Origin of the sequence: Microbacterium sp. MYb64, from assembly GCF_002979495.1 — a bacterium.
GTDB classification, from domain to species: Bacteria; Actinomycetota; Actinomycetes; order Actinomycetales; family Microbacteriaceae; genus Microbacterium; species Microbacterium azadirachtae_A.
Map to the genome: position 1 here is coordinate 209,710 of NZ_PCOW01000004.1, position 19,294 is coordinate 229,003.

Consider the following 19,294-nt stretch of genomic DNA (forward strand, 5'->3'; position numbering starts at 1 on the left):
CCTCATCCTGCCGCGGACGCCTATGAATGCGCCAGTCAGGCGCCGTCCGAGACGGGCTCGCGTTCGGCCGGAGTCGTCGCCCGTCCCATGCGCCAGATGCTCGGGACCAGCATCGTGCCCAGGGCGATGACGGCGTAGACGATCGCCGAGCCCACCATGAGCGCCGTCACGTCGGCGCGTGCGATCAGCCAGCCGAAGGCGAGCGTGCCGATCGGCATCGCGACGAAACTGCCCAGCATGTCGTAGCTGGACACCCGGGAGAGCTTGTCCTCGGGGATCTGCTCCATCATCGTGACGTTCCAGCCGGTGCTGAACACCTCGACGCCCGCGCCCGCGACGAAGGCCGCGGCGACCAGGAGCAGCACCGAGGGGTGCACCCCGAGGAGCATGAGCGGGATCGCCAGCGCGCTCATCCCCAGCATGCCGAGCCGCAGCGGACGCCGCAGCGGCAGCCAGAGCAGCAGCAGCGTCATCACCAGCACGCCGGCGCCCTCCGCGCTGACGACCCAGCCCCACCCTGCGATGCCGAGGAGCGGGTCGTTCTTGGCGATGTACGGACCCGCGACGCCCCAGGCGCCGACGTGGATCGCGTTGAGGACCATGAACGAGAGCACGACGATCCAGAGCCACGGGCGGGACCAGAACTCGCGCCACCCGTCGTGCAGATCGTGGAACAGTCCTGCGCGCTGCCCGCGGACCGGTGGCGGCAGGCGCACGAGCGCCAGGAAGACGATCGCGAGCGCCCAGCCCGCCGCCTGGATCACCATGACCCAGGCAGGACCGGCGAGGGCGACGATGCCTCCCGCGACCACCGGGCCCGCGATCGTGGTGGCGGACCGGGCGAAGGACAGCAGCGCGTTCGCCTGCTGCAGATGGCCGGGCGTGGTCAACTGCGGGATCAGCCCCTGCATCGCGGGCATCACGAACGCGGCGGAGGCTCCGTTCAGCGCGGCGAGGCCGGCGAGCAGCGGCACGGTGGCGGTGTGCGTGAAGAGCAGCGCGGCCGTGGTGCCGATGGAGAGGATGTCCACCACATAGCTGGTCTGGATCACGAGCGCGCGCGGCAGCCGGTCCGCGACGACGCCGCCGAGCAGCAGGAAGAGGATGTTCGCCACGGTGAACGCGGTGAGCACGATCGAGAGCGCACCGGCATCGTTGTCGATGCTCAGCACCGCGAACGCGAGAGCGATCGACGACATCGAGCCCGTGACGAGCGTGAGGGTGCGCGCGAGGAAGAACCAGCGGAACCCGCGGTCCTGCAGAGCTGCGAGGGCCTTCTTCACCCGCCCCATCCTGGCAGGTCCGTTCGGTCCGGCCGGTTCTGCTCCGGTTTCGAAGCGCGCAGATGGCTCGATATTCGGCGCGGATACAGCCATTTGCGCACTTTGTTTCCGTTGCGCCGATCACCGGGCCCGGCGGAGGGCGGAGGCGACCCGACGGGCCAGCTCCTCCGGACGCTTCAGCAGAGGAGCGGTCACCTCGATCACGATCCAGCCCGCGGCGCGCAGCGCGGCGATCCGCTCGACGTCGGCGGCCCAGGTCGCGCCGTGCAGCATCCCGAGGTACTCGACGGCGACCTTCTCCTGGCCGTACGACATGTCCACGCAGCCGAGGAACCGGCCGGCATCGTCGAACACGTCCACGTTGAGCTGCGGTTCGGGAAGCCCTGCATCCGCGAGCACGCAGCGCACCAGGCTCTCCCGCGGCGACCACGAGTCCTGCCGTATCCGCGGCAGCGCGGCCCGCAGCCGGTCGGCTCCGATGCGGCGTCCGACCTCGAGCATCCGCCGCAGGTCGTCCGGCGTCGCGAGAGGCGTCCTGCCGGGATCGGGGCGGCCGCGCCCCTGCCGCCATTCGCGGCAGAAGTAGTCGCCGAGGGCGATCAGGTCGTGCAGGCGCAGGGATCCGAGCGACGCCCAGGTCGCTGCCGGTGATGAGACCCGCAGCCCGTCGTGTTCCGTCATCGCGGTGAAGGACCATCGAGTGCGGTGGCCGATGATTCCGGAGGTGCGCGGCTCGGCGAGCGGTCCGAGCGCGCACACGTGTGGAGGGAAGTCGTCGGCGATCCGCCCATCCTCCGTGAACGCGAGCGGCAGAGGGCCACCCCAGATCGAGGCGGCGGTCTGGTGGCTGAAGAAGTGGCCCTTGTGCAGCCGCGGTGCGTATTCGCGCGCCCGCGCGATCCGTCGCAGACGCTGGCGCTGGTACGGATCTTCCGCATCGACCTCGAAGGAGATGTCGGCAGCGATCCGAACTCCGAAGAACGGCGCGCGGAGGTCGCCACCGCGCAGGCGGGATCGGGTCACGCCGTGTCTGCGAGCGAGCGCGGCAGAGAATTCGCCACCGAGCTCATCGGGAAGTTCCGTTCTGCGTCCCATCCCGACACTCTGCCGACCCGCTCCTGGCTGGATCCGGTTATCCACAGCTCGTCTTCTTCAGAGCGCGCAAATGGCTCCATCCCAGGCCGGGATAGAGCCATTTGCGCGCTTTGAACGGGGGGAGGTCAGTAGCTGGCGGCGGGGCCGGAGCCCGGCGCCGGGAGGAAGCGCTTCGCGAGGGACTCGGAGGCGCGGGCGAGCAGTGCGACGTCTGCGCCCACGGCGACGAACGAGGCGCCGGCGGCGATGTACCCATCGGCCGCGGCCGGGTCGAACGCGTTCACGCCGACCGGCTTCCCGGCGGCTGCCACCGCGGCGAACACGTGCTCGACCGCGGCGACGACGTCGGGGTGGGTCTGCTGCCCGAGCAGGCCCATCGACGCCGACAGATCGGACGGGCCGACGAACACCGCATCCACGCCGTCGACGGCGGCGATCTCGGCCGCCGCGGCGACGCCCGCCGAGGTCTCGATCTGCACGGTCAGGGACACGTGCTGCGCGGCCTGGAGGAGGTAGCCCTCGACGCGGTTCCAGCGGGCGCTGCGAGCCAGGGCGGATCCGACGCCGCGGACGCCCGCGGGGGGATAGCGGGTCGCCGCCACCGCGGCGCGCGCCTCGTCGGCCGACGAGATCATCGGCACGATGAGGTTCTGCGCGCCGAGATCGAGCACCTGCTTGATGGTCACAGGGTCGTTCCAGGGCACGCGCACGAGCGGCGTGATCGGGTAGGCGGCGACGGCCTGCAGCTGCACCTGGAGCGAGTCCAGCGTGTTGGCGGAGTGCTCGCCGTCGATGAGCAGCCAGTCCAGGCCGCTGCCGGCCGCGATCTCCGTCACGAGCGGGCTGCCCGTGCACGACCACATCCCGATGAGGGCGCGGTCGGCACCGGCCAGGTGCTCGCGGAAGGTCGGATTCAGACGAAGCGGCATTCGATCGTTCCCATCGGTCCGTAGTCGCACAGCACCTCGTCGCCGCGCGCCACCCACATCGGGCGCGTGAACGATCCTGCCAGGATGATCTCGCCTGCCTCGAGACACGCGCCGTGCTGATGGAACTTGTTCGCCAGCCACGCGACGCCCGTGGCCGGGTGACCCAGGACGCCGGCGGCGACGCCGGTCTCCTCGATCTCGCCGTTGCGCGACAGCACGCCGGGCACCCAGCGCAGGTCGATCTCGTCGGGACGCTTGTGCACAGTGCCGAGCACCATGGCCCCGTAGGCGGCGTTGTCGCTGATCGTGTCCACGATCGTGCGGCCCTCGAGCTCGATGTGCGAGTTCAGCACCTCGAGCGCCGGCACGGCGTAGTCGATCGCGGCGAGGGCGTCCTCGAGCGTGCAGTCGGGGCCCGAGAGCGGCTCCTTCAGTACGAAGGCGAGCTCGACCTCGATGCGCACGTTCGAGAAGTGATCGACCGGGATCTCGGATCCGGACGGGTACACGGTGTCGTCGAACATCACGCCGTAGTCGGGCTCCGTGATGCCGGTGGCCCGCTGCATGGCCTTCGAGGTCAGGCCGATCTTGCGCCCCACGAGCCTGCGCCCTGCGGCCACCTGTGCGTCGCGCCAGACGCCCTGGATCGCGTACGAGTCCTCGACGGTCGCCTCGGGGTGGCGCGCCGTGATGCGCGGGATCACGCTGTGCGTGCGGTCGGCCTCGGCCAGCTCTGCGGCGAGCGCGGTGATGGTGGATTCGGGGAGCATCAGATCTTCTTTCCCTCTCGTTCTTCTTCGTTGTACACGCTCGGCCGCACACCTGCGGACGAGGTGAGGCGGAGGGCGCAGGGGCTTCCTGTCAGAACGCATCGGGGTGCAGGGGTCCCCGTTAAGCGTCCTGACAGGAAGCCCCGGAGCCCGGAGCCGTACTCCGGCTCCGTACTCCGGCCGGATTACAGCTGGTGGCCGAGCTTGTACTCGCCCTGCTTCCACTCCGGCATGGCCTCGTCGTCGGCGGGCCGGGTGTAGCTGAACCCGTCGGCGCCGATCGTCACGGCCATCTCGCTGGAGTCGGTGCGGGCGACGACCGGCTGCGGGTTGCCGTCCAGGTCGAGCACGAGCGACGCGTCGGTGTACCAGGACGGGACGACGGGGTTGCCCCACCAGTCGCGGCGCTGGTTGTCGTGGACGTCCCACGTGATCACCGGGTTGTCCGGGTCGCCCGTGTAGTAGTCCTGCGTGTAGACCTCGACGCGGTGGCCGTCGGGGTCGCGCAGGTACAGGTAGAACGCGTTGCTCACGCCGTGGCGTCCAGGGCCGCGCTCGATCGCGTCGGAGCGGCGGAGGGCGCCGAGCTTGTCGCAGATCGCGAGGATGTTGTGCTTCTCGTGCGTCGCGAAGCACACGTGGTGCATGCGCGGGCCGTCGCCGCCGGTCATGGCGGTGTCGTGCACGGTGGGCTTGCGGCGCATCCACGCGGCGTAGACCGTGCCCTCGTCGTCCTGGATGTCCTCCGTGACGCGGAAGCCGAGGTCCTGCATGTACTTCACGGCACGCGGCACGTCGGGCGTGACCTGGTTGAAGTGGTCCAGGCGCACGAGCTCGCCCGGGATGTGCAGGTCGTAGCGCCAGCTCATCCGCTCGACGTGGTCGGCCTGGAAGAAGAACTCGTACGGGAAGCCGAGCGGATCCACGACGCGCACCGAGTCGCCGATGCCCTTCACGAAGCCGTCGGGGTTGCGGCGCACGTCGCAGCCGAGCTCGGTGTAGAACGCGACCGCGAGGTCGAGGTCCTCCGGCGTCCGCACGCGGTACGAGAACGCGGCGACCGCCGCGACCGGGCCCTTGCGCAGCACGAGGTTGTGGTGGATGAACTCCTCCGTGGAGCGGAGGTAGATCGCCTCGTCGTCCTCCTCGGTCACGTACAGGCCGAGCACGTCGACGTAGAACACCCGCGAGGCGGCGAGGTCGGTGACGACGAGCTCCATGTACGCGCAGCGCAGCACGTCCGGGGCGGGGGAGGAGGGCGTCGGGATGGGGTTCTCGGTGGAGATGGGCGCCTCCTGGCTCGTGAAGAAGCCGGAGGAGGTGAGCGTCATGTCGGCGCGATTGGTCATGTCAGCGTCCTTGCGTGAAAGAGAAGTCGGTTCGGGTTCCGCTCCCGTCGCGAAAGTTGTCGGTATGAGCGCGTCAGAGCGACAAGAATCGCGACGGGAGCGGGAAGTGGATCCGGGTCAGCGGGGGTCCGGGTCGTCGAGGTCCTGCTCGGCGGGTGGCGCCTGCTTGCCGAACACCGGGTTGTGCGGGGCGCCGAGCGTGATGTGCACGCTCTGCTGGTCGGTGTAGAAGTCGATCGAGCGGTAGCCGCCCTCGTGACCGAGACCGGACGCCTTGACACCGCCGAACGGGGTGCGGAGGTCGCGCACGTTGTTCGAGTTCAGCCACACCATGCCGGCCTCGACGGCGCCCGCGAAGTTGTGCGCGCGCTTGAGGTCGTTGGTCCAGATGTAGGCGGCGAGGCCGTAGCGCGTGTTGTTCGCGAGGGCGAGCGCCTCCTCGTCGGTGTCGAAGGGGGTGATCGCGACGACCGGGCCGAAGATCTCCTCCTGGAAGATCCGGGCGTCGGGGGCGACATCGGCGAACACGGTCGGGGCGACGTAGTTGCCCGTGGGGAAGCCCTCGGGGCGTCCGCCGCCGGCGACGAGGCGTCCTTCGCCCTTGCCGATCTCGACGTAGCTCATGACCTTGTCGTAGTGCTCCGGGTGCACCAGGGCGCCGACCTCGGTCGTCGGGTCGTGCGGCAGCCCGACCTTGACGCGCTTGGCCTGCGCCGCGTAGCGCTCGACGAACTCGTCGTAGACCTCGCGCTGCACGAGGATGCGGGATCCGGCCGTGCACCGCTCGCCGTTCAGCGAGAACACGCCGAAGATGCAGGCGTCGATCGCGGTGTCGAGGTCGGCGTCGGCGAACACCACGGCGGGGCTCTTGCCGCCGAGCTCCATGGACAGGCCCTTCAGGAACGGCGCGGCGTTGCCGAAGATGATCTGGCCGGTGCGGCTCTCGCCGGTGAACGAGATGAGCGGCACATCGGGGTGCTTGACGAGCGCGTCGCCGGCGTCCTCGCCGAGGCCGTTGACGAGGTTGAAGACGCCCTTCGGGAGCCCTGCCTCCTCGAAGATGCCCGCCCACAGGGATGCGGACAGCGGCGTGAACTCGGCGGGCTTCAGGACGACCGTGTTGCCGGTCGCGAGCGCGGGGCCGAGCTTCCACGACTCGAGCATGAACGGGGTGTTCCACGGCGTGATGAGACCCGCGACGCCGATCGGCTTGCGGTTGACGTAGTTCATCTGCTTGCCGGGGACCTTGAAGGCGTCGTCGGCCTGCGCGACGATCAGGTCCGCGAAGAAGCGGAAGTTCTCGGCGGCGCGGCGGGCCTGGCCCAGTGCCTGCGTGATCGGGAGGCCGGAGTCGTAGGACTCGAGCTCGGCGAGGCGCGCGTCGCGCGACTCGACGATGTCGGCGATCCTGTGCAGCACGCGCGAGCGCTCGCGGGGGACCATGCGCGGCCAGGGGCCCTCGTCGAAGGCGCGCTTGGCGGCGGCGACCGCGCGCTCGATGTCGGCCTTCTTGCCGGCGGCGGCGAGCACGTAGGTCTCGTTCGTGACGGGGTTGAGCACCTCGAAGGTGTCGCCGTCGAGGGAGTCGACGAACTCGCCGTCGATGTAGTGCTGGATCTTCTCCGGCAGATCTGCCGGGGCATAGGCGTCGGTCATCATCGTCCTTCCGGGGTGGTTCTGAATGGCTTCGGTGGTGCGGTCAGAGGATCTCGGGGTGCAGCGCCGCGAGGAACGCGTCGCGCGTGCGCCAGCGGTGGTTGCGGGCGGCGAGTTCGATCTCGAGCGGATCGGCGCCCGTGCGGATCAGCTCCACGATCTGGATGTGCTCCTCGACGGAGTGCTCGGCGCGTCCCGGGACGAAGGCGAACGTCGATTCGCGGATGCCGCTCAGGCGCGCCCAGCCGCGATGCACGAGGTCGAGGATGTGCGGGTTCGGGCACGGCTCGTAGAGCACGGAGTGGAACTGGCGGTTCAGCTCGGTGAACCGGTGCGCGTCGAAGTTCTCGAGGAGGCGGGTCATCCGGTCGTTGACCTCGAGCGCCTGATCGAGCGCCGCCGCGTCCAGGAGCGGGGCGGACAGCGACGTCGCCGCGCCCTCCACCAGGCCCAGGGTCTGCATGGTGTGCGCGTACTCGCTCTCGTCGACGAGCGTGACCCGCGCGCCGACGTTGCGCTCGAACGTGACGAGCCCTTCGGCCTCGAGCCGCCGGATCGCTTCGCGCACCGGGACCACGCTCATGCCGAGCTCGTCCGCGATCGTGCCGAGAACCAGGCGGAAGCCGGGACCGTAGGCGTGGGAGGCGATGCGCGCGCGGATCCAGGCGTACGCCTGTTCCGACTTGCTGCCGGCGAGGACGTCGGACATCAGTCGCCCTTCGTCTCGCTGCGCTCGCTCAGGAACCGGCCGGCCTGCACGGCGTCGTACTTCGCGCGCCAGGCGGCGTTCATCGGGAAGAGCCCGTCCACCGGGTGACCGGCCTCGACCTGCTCGGCGATCCAGGCGTCCTCGTCCTCCTGGGTGAGGGTGGCGTCGACGACCTCCTCGACGAGGGCGGGCGGGATCACGATCACGCCGTCGCTGTCGCCGACGATGATGTCGCCCGGCTGCACCGTGGCGCCGCCGCAGGCGATCGTCACGTCGACGTCCCAGGGGACGTGCTTGCGGCCGAGCACGGAGGGGTGCGCGCCCTGAGAGAACACCGGCAGGCCGATCTCCGCGACCGCCGCGAAATCGCGCACACCGCCGTCGGTGACCACGCCGGCGGCGCGGCGGGCCTTGGCGCGCAGCGCGAGGATGTCGCCGAGCGTTCCGGTGGTGGAGTCGCCGCGGGCCTCGATCACGATGATCTCGCCCTCGTCCACGGCGTCGAAGCAGCGCTTCTGCGCGTTGTAACCTCCGCCGTGACTCTTGAAGAGGTCCTCACGGGCGGGGACGAAGCGCAGGGTCTTCGCGGTGCCGACGATCTTGGCTCGGGGCAGATTGGCCGAGACGCCGTCGATGAAGCACGCGTGCAGGCCGCGCTTGCGCAGCTGGGCGCTGAGGCCGGCGGTCGGCGCGGCGATGAGCTTGGCGCGGAGCTGCGGGTCGAGACCCGGGCGTCCTTCGTCTCGCTTCGCTCGCTCAGGAACCGCGGGCGTGGTCTCTTCGAGGGGCAAGCCCGCCTCCTCGCGCGAGCCCCAGGCCTCCGCGCGCTGCAGGTCGTCCACGGCGGGGAGGGATCCGAGGGCGCCGTCGAAGGCGACGGTGCCCTGTGTGACGGTCGTGCGCAGTCCGCCGGAAGTGAGCGTCTTGGAGGAGTGCGGGGCGTCGACCTCGACCACGACCACGTCCCCGGGGACGATCACGCTGGATCCGGCAGGGGTGCCGGTCAGGATGATGTCGCCGGGCTCGAGCGTGAAGTGCTGGGAGAGGTCGGCGATCAGCTGCGGGAGCGGGAACAGCAGGCCGCTGGTCTCGTCGTCCTGGCGCAGGTCGCCGTTCACCCAGGCGCGCACGCGCAGCTCGGCGGGGTCGACGTCGGCCGCCGGGATGAGGTCCGGCCCGATCGGGGTGTAGCCGTCGCCGCCCTTGGAGCGGACGTTCGAGCCCTTGTCGTTCGCGCGCAGGTCGTACAGACCGAGATCGTTCGAGGCGGTCACCCAGGCGACGTGCGACCAGGCGTCCTCGACGCTCACCCGGTGCGCGGCGGTGCCGATGATGAGCGCGATCTCGCCCTCGAAGGCGAGCAGCTCGGTACCGGCGGGGCGCTCCACGACGCCGCCGGTGCCGGCCACGGAGGAGGACGGCTTGAAGAAGTAGGAGGGGGAGGCGGGAGTGCGTCCGCGCTGGTCGGCACGGGAGCGGTAGTTGAGGTGGATCGCGATGATCTTGCCGGGCCGGTCGATCGGTGCGGACATGGGCGCCTCCTCGCGCAGTGGGTGCCAGGGAGGGTGTCCCTTGGCTTCGTATTCGAAATCGTATATCATCGGGTCGAGCCCGGCAAGCATGGCATCCGGATCCGTCCGCAGGATCCTGAACCCCCGTGACGGGCACGACGACGATGTCGGCCAAGACGACGACGTCCCATGCAAAGGAGACAGCATGTCCGCAGAATCCTCCCCGGGCTTCACGCCCACAGGAACCATCGCCTCAGCGGCGGACCGGCGGCGGGTGGTCTTCGCCACCGTGATCGGCACCACGGTCGAGTGGTACGACTTCTTCATCTACTCCTCGGCGACCGCGCTGGTGTTCGGGCAGTTGTTCTTCTCGCCGTTCGGCAAGGGCTCTGAGCAGATCGTCGCCTTCCTCACGATCGGCATCAGTTTCCTGTTCCGTCCACTCGGAGCGTTCCTCGCGGGCCATTTCGGCGACAGGATCGGTCGGCGTGCGGTGCTCATGATCACCCTTGTCCTGATGGGTGCGTCGACGGCACTCATCGGCTTGTTGCCGACTACGCAGGCGATCGGCATGGCGGCGCCTATTCTGCTCATCCTCCTGCGGGTTCTGCAGGGCATCTCGGCCGGCGGTGAGTGGGGCGGTGCGGTGCTCATGGCCGTCGAGCACGCCCCGCGCAAGAAGCGCGGTCTGTTCGGCGCCGCACCGCAGATCGGCGTGCCGCTCGGCCTGCTGCTCGCCAACGGCGTCATGGCCGTGATGACCGCGATCGCCCCGGGACAGGCCTTCCTCGCCTGGGGTTGGCGCGTGCCGTTCCTGCTCTCGGTCGTGCTCATTCTCGTCGGCTACTACGTCCGCCGTCGCGTCGAAGAGAGCCCGGTCTTCACCGAGATCGCAGAGCGAAGGGAACAGACGAAGGTGCCGATCGTGCAGCTGTTCCGCAAGCACGCACTGCTGGTCGTCGTCGCGGCGCTCGTCTTCGCCGGCAACAACGCGGTCGGATACATGACGACCGGCGGGTACATCCAGAACTACGCCACCAACCCGGACGGGCCGCTCCGTCTTGAGAAGGGCCCGGTGCTCTGGGCGGTTGCAGGGTCCGCGGTCACCTGGCTGCTGTTCACCTGGATCGCCGGGCTGCTCGCAGACCGGATCGGCCGGCGCACCACCTACATCTCGGGCTGGATCCTGCAGCTCGTGGGCGTCTTCCTGCTGTTCCCGCTCGTGAACACGGGCAGCGTCGCGATGCTCGCGCTCGCACTCGTGATCCTCACCGTCGGCCTCGGCCTCACCTACGGCCCGCAGGCCGCGCTCTACACCGAGCTGTTCCCGGCATCGATCCGCTTCTCCGGCGTCTCGATCTCGTACGCGATCGGCGCGATCCTCGGCGGCGCCTTCGCGCCCACGATCGCACAGTGGCTGGTGCAGACGACCGGATCCACCATGGCGGTCACCTGGTACCTCGCGGGCATGACCGTGATCGGCCTCATCGCGACCCTTCTGCTGCGCGACCGCAGCGGCATCCCGCTCGGGCCGGAGGCCGAGGCCGAGCAGGCCGTCAGTCCGATCCGAGGGCTCTCGCGGGCCTGAGGCCGGATCTTGCGGGGGCGCTCCGCGCCCGCAACTATGAAGGATCCTTGCAGCTCTGCAGGACGATGCGTGTTCGATCGTCCTGCAGAGCTGCCGTCGTCCTCGGGCTTCGCGTCGCTCAGGCTGTGCGTTCGGCGACCAGGGCGGCGATGCCGGCGAGGATCCGTCGCACGCCGAACCGGAGCGCGTCATCCCTCTGCGCTCCGCGGCCTGCATCCGCGAAGACGGCCGAGGTGCGCGGGAAGCGGCCTGCGTGCATCGTGAGAACGGCGGCCACGCCGGCCGCGAGCTCCTCCTCGGCCGCGCCCGTACCCGCCTGCTGTCGTACGAGTGAGAGGGCGTGCCCAGAGAGCAGAGCGAGCAGGTCGAGGCGCTCCCCGGCCGTCAGCGGCAGTCCATCGGTGGCTGCGAGTCCGGTTTCATACCAGACGAGCTCCTGCGGGCCGGGGGTGTGCGGCCGCTGTGCGAGCTCGACCGACCACGGGCGCTCGAGGGCTCGTGCGAACAATGCGCCGGTCCATGCCGTGAGCGCCTCGTCCCAGCGTTCATCGCTCGGCGACGGCGGGGCGCCGAGGGCGCGGTCGAGCATCACGGCGTCGAGGTCCGCGCGGCCGGGCAGATAGCGGTACAGGGCCATCTTCGTGGTGCCGAGGCTCGCGGCGACGCGTTGCATCGTGACGGCGTCGAGGCCTTCCGCGTCCGCGATCTCGATCGCCGCCTCGGCGATGCCGTCCAGGGAATGCCGGGGCTTCGGGCCGCGTCGTCTCGTCGGGGTCGCGGCCCACAGCACCCCAGGGTCTGCGGGGCCGGTGTCGTCGGCGGATGTCATCGTCGATCTCCTCGAAGTTATTGCGTCCATCGTACGCGGATAGTTATTGTGTCTGAGGGACGCAATTAATCCGCGAACGAAGGACTCATCATGACGACGAAGAAGAAGATCCTCATCTCCGGCGCGAGTATCGCCGGACCCGCCCTGGCTCGCTGGCTCGGCCGCAACGGGTTCGACGTGACCGTGGTCGAGAAGTCTCCCGGCGTGCGCCCCGGCGGACAGGCGGTCGACTTCAAGGGCCGCACCCATCTTGAGCTGCTCGCCCGGATGGGGATCATCGAGGAGGTCCGCGCACGGCAGACCGCGAAGACCGACTGGCGGATGGTCGACGACGCCGATCGTGTGAACGCTGTCGTGCCGGGAGAGTTCATCGGCGGCGACATCGAGATCCTGCGGGGCGATCTGGCCGGGATCCTGCACCGGAGCTCCGAGAGCGACGCCGAGTACGTCTTCGGGGACGAGATCACCGCGATCACGGAGACCCCGTTCGGCGTCGACGTGGCGTTCGCGGGACGTGGCGCCGAGCGTTTCGACCTCGTGATCGGCGCGGACGGCGTGCATTCGGCGGTGCGCCGGCTCGGATTCGGTCCGGAACGGGAGTTCGTCGAGTCGCGCGGCTACTACTACGCGGTCGCGAGCGGGCATGTTCCCCTCGATGGACTGCAGACGGTGCTGCCGAGCGGGCGGGCCGTCGCCTACGGGCACAATCGGCCGAACCGGCTCGTGCTGCTCGGCGGCCAGAAGGCCCCCGCTCTTTTCGTGTTCCGGAGTGACAGTGCCGACTACGACCGCCATGACACGGACTCGCAGCGGGAGTTCCTCGCCGCCGCCTTCGCCGACGGTGGGTGGCGGATACCCGCCGCGGTCGAGGCGGTGCGGACGGCGCCTGACTTCTACCTGGACGCCCTCACGCGCACGCGCATGCAGGCGTTCACGCGCGGACGCATGGCTCTCGTGGGCGACGCCGGCTATGCGAATACGCTGGGAGGATTCGGGACCGGGCTCGCGCTGCTCGGCGCCTATGTGCTCGCGGGCGAACTGGTCGCCGCGCGCGGCGACCACGTCGCGGCATTCTCTGCGTACGACCGCCGCATGCGCAAGCCCACGAAGATCGCGCGCACAGGCAACGCCGGCCCGTTCCTCGCGCCGCCGTCGGCCGCGCGCATCCGGATGCGGGACTGGACGTTCTCGAACGGGCTGATGCGTCGCACGATGCTCTGGATGACCGATGCGTTCGCGACGGACGACAGCATTCCGGACTACGGGCTGGCCTGAGGCCGGGGCTGGTGGACGGCGCGGTCAGGCTCCGAGCGCGTCGCGGATCGTCGTCGCCGAGCGCTGCAGGCGTGCGGCGATCTCGGCGTCGGTGCGGTCCGTGGCGACGTGCACCACGGCGATCGCGGCCGGACGCTGCCCGCGCAGCGCGAGCGGCACGGCGACCGACTGCACGGTGGGGATCACCTCGTCGTGGCTCGTGGCGTATCCCGCGGCCTGCACGCCGGTGGCCTCCGCGCGCAGCGCCGCGCCGGCGCCCGACGGCCACTCCGGCTCGGTGAGCTGGGCGAGGATCGCCTTGCCGGGGGCGCCCACCATGACAGAGTGCCGCGCGCCGGGGCGCTGGGCGACGCTGGCCACCGCGTGGCGCGGCTCCACGCTCACGAGCGTGATGCACTCCTCGCCGTCGAGCACCGCGAGGAAGCAGGTCATGCCGAGCTCGTTCGCGACGGCGGTGAGCTCGGGGAGGGCTTCAGCCTGCAGATCGTTCGCGACGCCGGCGGCGAGGGCGGCCATGCGCGCACCCAGGGCGACAAGGCCCGACGCGTCCCGCGAGACGAGCCCGTGGTCCTCGAGAGTGCGCAGCAGTCGGTAGGCGATCGAGCGGTGCACGTCGAGCGCTGCGGCGATCTCGTCGATCGAGAGCGGTCCGCGCGCGTCCGCGAGGACCTCCAGGATCCGGATGCCGCGACTGAGGGTCTGCGATGCGGGGGCGCCGGCCATGAATGCTCCTCGCGTCTTGATCGCTCGCGCGACCTCGGATAGTCTGTGTTCAATAGTAGAACGTCATGTTCGAATATAGAACGCGACGTCGCGAGGTGCAAGAAATTCTCGCGAAGCGCACGATCCGCGCACCAGCCCGAACCGAGCCCGACGGCGCCGTCAGGAAGGAATCGACGACGATGCAGTTCCACCACCACGGATACGTCTCCCACGACCCCCGCGTGCTCCCCGCCGCAGGGACGGGCGTCGACCGTCCCGCGGACCTCCCCGACACGATGGACGTCCTGATCGTCGGATCCGGACCCGCGGGCATGCTCCTCGCCGCCCAGATGTCGCAGTATCCCGACGTCACCACGCGGATGATCGAGAAGCGCGACGGACGTCTCGTGCTCGGCCAGGCAGACGGCATCCAGCCGCGCAGCGTCGAGACCTTCCAGGCGTTCGGCTTTGCCGAGAGGATCGTCGCCGAGGCCTACAACATCGGCTGGATGAACTTCTGGGGCCCGGATCCGGAGAACCGCCAGAACATCGTCCGCACCGCGCGCACCGCCGACTACGCCTACGACATCTGCGAGTTCCCGCACCTGATCGTGAACCAGGCGCGCGTGCTCGACTACTTCGCCGAAGCAGCCGCCGACGGCCCGGGACGGATCCTGCCGGACTACGGCGTGGAGTTCCTCGGCCTCACCGTGCACGAGGAGGGGGAGTTCCCCGTCGAGGTGCAGGTGCGCTACTCCGCGGGGGAGCGCGCCGGCGAGGAGCGCACCATCCGCGCGAAGTACGTCGCCGGCTGCGACGGAGCCCGCAGCGGCGTGCGCGAGGCGATCGGCCGCAAGCACGTCGGCGGGATCTCCGCGCACGCCTGGGGTGTCATGGACGTGCTGGTCAACACCGATTTCCCGGACTGGCGCACCAAGTGCGCGATCAACGCGGAGGCGGGCAACATCCTGCACATCCCGCGCGAGGGCGGCTACCTCAGCCGCATGTACATCGATCTCGGCGAGGTCGCCGCAGACGACAACCACGCCGTGCGCGCGACGCCGATCGAGGCGATCATCACCAAGGCGAACGAGATCCTGCACCCCTACGCGATCGACGTGAAGGAGGTCGCCTGGCACAGCGTCTACGAGGTCGGCCACCGGATCACGGACGGCTTCGACGACGTGGATCCCGGTTCCGTCGCCGCGCCGCGGGTCTTCCTCACCGGCGACGCCTGCCACACGCACAGCGCCAAGGCGGGGCAGGGCATGAACGTGTCGATGCAGGACGGGTTCAACCTCGGCTGGAAGCTCGGCTCGGTGCTCACCGGCCGCGCCCCCGCCGCGCTGCTGTCGACCTACGGCGCCGAGCGGCATCCTGTCGCCCAGCAGCTCATCGACTTCGACCGCGAGTGGTCCTCGCTCATGGCGCGCAAGCCCGAGGAGATCTCTGACCCGCAGGAGCTGGCGAAGTACTACCTCGCCACGGCGGAGTTCCCCTCGGGGTTCATGACGCAGTACACCTCGTCGATGATCACCGGATCCGACGCGCATCAGGCGCTGGCCGCGGGCTTCCCGCTCGGCAAGCGGTTCAAGAGCGCCGAGGTCGTGCGCGTCTCGGACGGCAACGTCATCCACCTGGGCCACCACGCCAAGGCCGACGGCCGCTGGCGCCTGTACGCGTTCGGCGACGCGTCGGGGGCGGGGCTGGACGCCTGGGCCGAGGCCGCGGCGCCCGTGCTCGCCCGCTTCACCCCGGTCGACGGCGACGTGGACGCGGTGTTCGACGTGAAGGCGATCTCGCAGCAGTCCTACGAGGACCTCGACGTCACGACCGCGCCGGCGCTGTTCCAGCCGAAGACCGGCCCGCTCGGTCTCACCGACTGGGAGAAGCTGTACGCCGCGGCGCCCTCGCACTGGTCGACGACGGACATCTTCGCCGAGCGGGAGCTGTCCCGCGACGGCGTCGTGGTGGTGGTCCGCCCGGACCAGTACGTCGCCGCGATCCTGCCGCTCGACCGCGTCGACGAGCTCGCGTCGTTCCTGGAGGGCGCCTTCCTGGAGGTGTGATCAGCGGGCCGGTTCCTGCGGTTACGCCTCGTCGAGGACAGCCAGCATCCGGTGCACGGCCTGCGCGAGCACCGGGACCTCGTGGTGCGCGGCCTCGAAGACGATCGCGTGGGTCGTATCGAAATAGTGGTGTGCCAGGCGATCACGTGTGCGGATGATCATCGACCAGGGAATCTCCGGCTCGGTGTCCGTGAGTCCGGTCGGCAGGTCCTTCGCGGCCTCGCCGATCTCGAGCAGACGCATGCGCAGGGCGTCGAACAGGATCCCCTCATCCGTATCGTCGCGGTTGATGTGGTCGGCGATGGCGTCGCAGGAGGCGAGCATGTCGAGAAGACGGTCACGCGGTGCGCGGGTCAAAGCGGCACCTCTTCGCGGCTGACGTTTACGGCGACGTCGGGCTTGAGGCCTTCGCGCGGGATCAGGTCGACCGTGCGGCCGAGGAGCCTCTCCAGCTCTCCCTGAGCACTGAGCATGGCGATCAGCCCGACGCCGCGCGGCACATCGACCAGGATGTCGATGTCGCTTGAACTCGTCTCCTCGCCGCGGGCGACGCTGCCGAAGACGCCTGCGTTCGTGAGGCCATGCGCGGCGAGAACCTCGACGATCTCGTCCCGCCTGCGCCGGACGCGCTCCAACTCGGGCAGCGGCTTGTACTCGATCGTGAGGCCGGCCGCGCCCAGCAGGATGTCGACGGCGCCGAAGGAGGGCTCGCGCTTGCCGCGCTCGTAGTCGCTGATCACGTTCTGGGCGATTCCGCTGCGGCGGGCGAGCTCCACCTGGGTCAGGCCGGCGCGCGCCCTCGCGTCGCGGATCACCTCGGCTGCTCGTCCCACAGGTTTCACGATATCACGGAAACGCGATATCGCGAATAGGCGATATCGGTGCGGTTCAGCTCCGGATTCTGGTCGCCCCGCCGGTCACGACGATGCCGCCTGACTCCGGGATCGTGACCGTCAGCAGGCTCGGGCGGCCGACGTGCGCGCCCTGGTGGATCCGCACCACGCGGTCCTCGGGGACGCGGCCGATCGCGCGCAGGTAGGCGCCGGTCGCGGCGGCGGCGGATCCGGTCGCCGGGTCCTCGGTGATGCGCGCGACGGGGAAGATGTTGCGGGCGAGGAACGCGTGCTCCGACAGGGCGTGCAGCACGGTGATCGTGCCGGTCCAGCCCTGAGCGAGCATGAGCTCGGCGACGGGCTCCGGCGCGAATCGGAACTGGTGGAAGATCTCGGGATCGTGCAGCACCAGCACGGGGTGCCAGTTGCCCGCGAACGATTCCCGCGGCGGGTAGGCCGGATCCAGGTCGTCGGTGCGCAGCGAGAGCAGCTCGAGAGTCTTGTCGAGGACCTGCGGATCCAGCCCGCGCACGGTCGGCTCGACGCTCGTGAAGGAGACCTCGATCCCGTTCGCCGCTGATGTCGCCGCGATCGCGACTTCGCCGACGGGTGTGTCGAAGACCATCGCGCCTGGTCCCTCGCGCTCGGCGATCGCCACGGCGGTGGCGACGGTCGCGTGCCCGCAGAACGGGACCTCCGCGGCGGGCGACCAATACCGGATCCGGTGCCGCCGGACGCCGTCGATGGTTGCGGAGGAGAGCAGGAACGCGGTCTCCGGATATCCGACGTCGGCCGCGATCTGCAGCATCTCGGCGTCGGTCAGAGCGGCGGCGCCGAGGACGATGCCGGCCAGGTTGCCGCCCTCGGGCGCATCGGCGAAGGCGGCGTAGCGGAGGATCTCGGGGCTGGCGCTCATGAGACCGAGCCTACGGCGAGCGGGCGATCCGAGGCCGGCCCGGATCGCCCGACGCGTCAGGAGTTCACCCGGATGATCTCCTCCTGGTACGGAGCGACCACGTCGCCGGAAATCCGCAGATCGAGCACGAGGAAGGGTCGGTCGGCCGGATCCTCTGTGCTCCAGGAGGCGAGGCGGTCGAGGTCGGCGAGCGTGCGCACCGCGACCCCCTCCGCGCCGACGGCGGCGGCGAAGGCGGAGAAGTCGACCTGGGGGATGAGCATGGGCTCGCGGGCCAGGCCCTTGAGGCCGTAGAGGTTCACCTCAGCGCCGTAGGCGGCGTCGTTCCAGATCACAGCCATGCCCCGACCTCCGGCGGCGCGGACGGCCGACTCGAGGTCGGCGATCGCCATGAGACCGCCGCCGTCGCCGGAGGTGAGCACCACGGTCGCCTCGGGGCGGGCGCGCGTGGCGCCGACGACGCTCGGCCAGCCCTGACCGATCGCCTGGAACGCGGTGCCGATCATCATCATCCGGTCGGGCGACGCGACCGGCCAGTACATGTTCGCCCAGCCGATGAAGTGCCCGCCGTCCGAGACCACGACGCGGTCCGCAGGGAGCAGCTCGGCGATGCGGCGCGCCGCGGAGCGCGGGTCGAGCCGGCCGTCGGGCGCGGCCTCGTCGCCGGCCTCGTAGACGCGGGCGGCGGAGACGTCGACGCTCTCGCGCCAGCCGGATCCCTCGACCCCGTGCAGCCGCGACCCGAGCGCCTCGGCCGCGAGCCGGGCGTCGGCGCGCACGAAGCCCCCGACGTGCGCGTGCGTGGCGGCGGGGGCCACGTCGATCTGGAAGACCTGCGTGCCCGGGGCGAACAGCGCGCCGAACCGCATCGTGAACTGGTTGAGCGAGGCGCCGAACACCACGGCGACGTCGGCCTCGCGGATCAGCTCCATCGCCCCCTCGGCGCCGAAGCCGCCGGTCACGCCGAGGTCGAAGCGCTGGTCGGGGAACACCCCGCGGCCGAGCGCGGAGGACGCGGTCAGGGCGCCCGTCGCATCGGCCAGCGCACCCAGGGCCTCGCCCGCGCCGGCGAGCCAGGCGCCTCGGCCCGCGAGCAGGAACGGGCGCTTCGCCGAACTCAGGGCCGCGGCGATCCGATCGAGCATGCCCTCGGCGAACTCGCCCTTCGGCGCCTGCGGCGCCGGGACGCGCGGAGCAGGGGCGGCGGCCGCCTCGCCCGCCTCGAGGGCGGCGACGTCGTAGGGGATCGCCAGGACGACCGGCACCCGATAGGTGAGGGCGTGCTCGATCGCGATGATCGTGGTGGCGGCCGCGTCGGCGCGGCCCACGGTGTACGTGCGGGCGCCGACGCCCGAGGCGAGAGCGATCTGGTCGACGTCCCAGGGGCGCGGGCCGCTCGTGGGCTCGTCGCCGACGACGAGCACGAGCGGGATGCGCGCCTGCACCGATTCGGCGAGGGCCGTGAGGGTGTTGGTGAAGCCGGCGCCGTAGGTGCTGGTTCCGGCGGCGATCCGGCCCGAGGCGCGGAAGTGCGCGTCGGCGGCGACCACGGCGCCCTGCTCGTGCCGGACGGCGGTGAACGTGGCGTCGGTCTGCTTCTCGATCGCGTCGAGGAAGTAGGCGTTGCCGTTGCCCATCACGCCGAAGACGGCGTCGATGTGCTGGGCGAGGGTGAGGGCGACGTGCGCGGAGACGGTGGGCATGCTGAACGGCCTTTCGAGACGACAACGGAACGAGGATCCGTATGTGTCTCGCCGGAGCGCGTCGTCGCACTGCGGGC

The 19,294-nt window shown here is 70.2% G+C and carries 17 protein-coding genes; 3 read left to right on the forward strand and 14 right to left on the reverse strand.

Translation table 11 applies throughout. The features are described 5' to 3' along the window. Positions 1-35: 35 nt before the first annotated feature. The 8 genes from CQ044_RS06120 to CQ044_RS06155 all read right to left on the reverse strand — a co-directional run bounded on the left by CQ044_RS06120 (position 36) and on the right by CQ044_RS06155 (position 9,323). On the reverse strand, positions 36-1,283 hold the full coding sequence (locus CQ044_RS06120) for an MFS transporter (RefSeq protein ID WP_181158195.1): 1,248 nt from the start codon (positions 1,281-1,283) through the stop codon (positions 36-38). A gap of 120 nt (positions 1,284-1,403) precedes the next feature. After that, complete coding sequence (locus tag CQ044_RS06125) at positions 1,404-2,306, reverse strand: hypothetical protein (protein ID WP_146116743.1); 903 nt, start codon at positions 2,304-2,306, stop codon at positions 1,404-1,406. A gap of 197 nt (positions 2,307-2,503) precedes the next feature. Beyond that, positions 2,504-3,307 carry an HpcH/HpaI aldolase/citrate lyase family protein gene (locus tag CQ044_RS06130; protein ID WP_105687647.1) on the reverse strand — a complete coding sequence of 268 codons (804 nt, stop codon included), beginning with the start codon at positions 3,305-3,307 and terminating at the stop codon, positions 2,504-2,506. Further along, positions 3,292-4,077, reverse strand: coding sequence for a 2-keto-4-pentenoate hydratase (locus tag CQ044_RS06135; RefSeq protein WP_105687648.1), 786 nt, complete (start codon positions 4,075-4,077; stop codon positions 3,292-3,294). Before CQ044_RS06135 ends, CQ044_RS06130 begins: the two co-directional genes overlap by 16 nt. A 185-nt stretch (positions 4,078-4,262) precedes the next feature. After that, positions 4,263-5,426 carry a 3,4-dihydroxyphenylacetate 2,3-dioxygenase gene (hpaD, locus tag CQ044_RS06140; RefSeq protein WP_105687649.1) on the reverse strand — a complete coding sequence of 388 codons (1,164 nt, stop codon included), beginning with the start codon at positions 5,424-5,426 and terminating at the stop codon, positions 4,263-4,265. 117 nt (positions 5,427-5,543) lie between these two features. Continuing rightward, positions 5,544-7,082, reverse strand: a complete 1,539-nt coding sequence (hpaE, locus tag CQ044_RS06145; protein WP_105687698.1) for a 5-carboxymethyl-2-hydroxymuconate semialdehyde dehydrogenase — start codon at positions 7,080-7,082, stop codon at positions 5,544-5,546. 43 nt (positions 7,083-7,125) lie between these two features. After that, positions 7,126-7,791, reverse strand: coding sequence for a GntR family transcriptional regulator (locus CQ044_RS06150; protein WP_105687650.1), 666 nt, complete (start codon positions 7,789-7,791; stop codon positions 7,126-7,128). Continuing rightward, complete coding sequence (locus tag CQ044_RS06155) at positions 7,791-9,323, reverse strand: fumarylacetoacetate hydrolase family protein (RefSeq protein ID WP_105687651.1); 1,533 nt, start codon at positions 9,321-9,323, stop codon at positions 7,791-7,793. Before CQ044_RS06155 ends, CQ044_RS06150 begins: the two co-directional genes overlap by 1 nt. Positions 9,324-9,507: 184 nt before the next feature. Between CQ044_RS06155 and CQ044_RS06160 the strand changes: the two genes are divergently transcribed. After that, on the forward strand, positions 9,508-10,890 hold the full coding sequence (locus CQ044_RS06160; RefSeq protein ID WP_105687652.1) for an MFS transporter: 1,383 nt from the start codon (positions 9,508-9,510) through the stop codon (positions 10,888-10,890). Between the two features lie 118 nt (positions 10,891-11,008). Here CQ044_RS06160 and CQ044_RS06165 read toward each other — a convergent pair whose 3' ends face one another. Continuing rightward, a complete protein-coding gene (locus CQ044_RS06165; RefSeq protein ID WP_105687653.1) occupies positions 11,009-11,719 on the reverse strand; it encodes a TetR/AcrR family transcriptional regulator C-terminal domain-containing protein in 711 nt (236 codons plus the stop codon). 90 nt (positions 11,720-11,809) lie between these two features. Between CQ044_RS06165 and CQ044_RS06170 the strand changes: the two genes are divergently transcribed. Continuing rightward, positions 11,810-12,994: an FAD-dependent monooxygenase gene (locus CQ044_RS06170; protein WP_105687654.1), complete on the forward strand. Its 1,185-nt coding sequence runs from the start codon at positions 11,810-11,812 to the stop codon at positions 12,992-12,994. Between the two features lie 24 nt (positions 12,995-13,018). Here the strand turns inward: CQ044_RS06170 and CQ044_RS06175 are convergent, their stop codons facing one another. Further along, positions 13,019-13,717 carry an IclR family transcriptional regulator gene (locus CQ044_RS06175; RefSeq protein ID WP_105687655.1) on the reverse strand — a complete coding sequence of 233 codons (699 nt, stop codon included), beginning with the start codon at positions 13,715-13,717 and terminating at the stop codon, positions 13,019-13,021. A 179-nt stretch (positions 13,718-13,896) separates the two neighbouring features. On the opposite strand from CQ044_RS06175, the gene CQ044_RS06180 reads away from it, so the two are divergent. Beyond that, positions 13,897-15,765: an FAD-dependent monooxygenase gene (locus tag CQ044_RS06180; RefSeq protein ID WP_105687656.1), complete on the forward strand. Its 1,869-nt coding sequence runs from the start codon at positions 13,897-13,899 to the stop codon at positions 15,763-15,765. 21 nt (positions 15,766-15,786) lie between these two features. Here the strand turns inward: CQ044_RS06180 and CQ044_RS06185 are convergent, their stop codons facing one another. From CQ044_RS06185 to CQ044_RS06200, 4 genes are read right to left on the reverse strand one after another with little or no spacing between them, the layout of a single operon-like run. Next, on the reverse strand, positions 15,787-16,122 hold the full coding sequence (locus CQ044_RS06185; RefSeq protein WP_105687657.1) for a DUF86 domain-containing protein: 336 nt from the start codon (positions 16,120-16,122) through the stop codon (positions 15,787-15,789). Continuing rightward, positions 16,119-16,598, reverse strand: coding sequence for a helix-turn-helix domain-containing protein (locus CQ044_RS06190; RefSeq protein ID WP_219844925.1), 480 nt, complete (start codon positions 16,596-16,598; stop codon positions 16,119-16,121). The genes CQ044_RS06185 and CQ044_RS06190 overlap by 4 nt, the downstream gene beginning before the upstream one ends. 55 nt (positions 16,599-16,653) lie before the next feature. Continuing rightward, a complete protein-coding gene (locus CQ044_RS06195) occupies positions 16,654-17,514 on the reverse strand; it encodes a PhzF family phenazine biosynthesis protein (protein WP_105687659.1) in 861 nt (286 codons plus the stop codon). 56 nt (positions 17,515-17,570) lie between these two features. Further along, on the reverse strand, positions 17,571-19,217 hold the full coding sequence (locus CQ044_RS06200) for a thiamine pyrophosphate-binding protein (RefSeq protein WP_105687660.1): 1,647 nt from the start codon (positions 19,215-19,217) through the stop codon (positions 17,571-17,573). Positions 19,218-19,294: the final 77 nt, after the last annotated feature.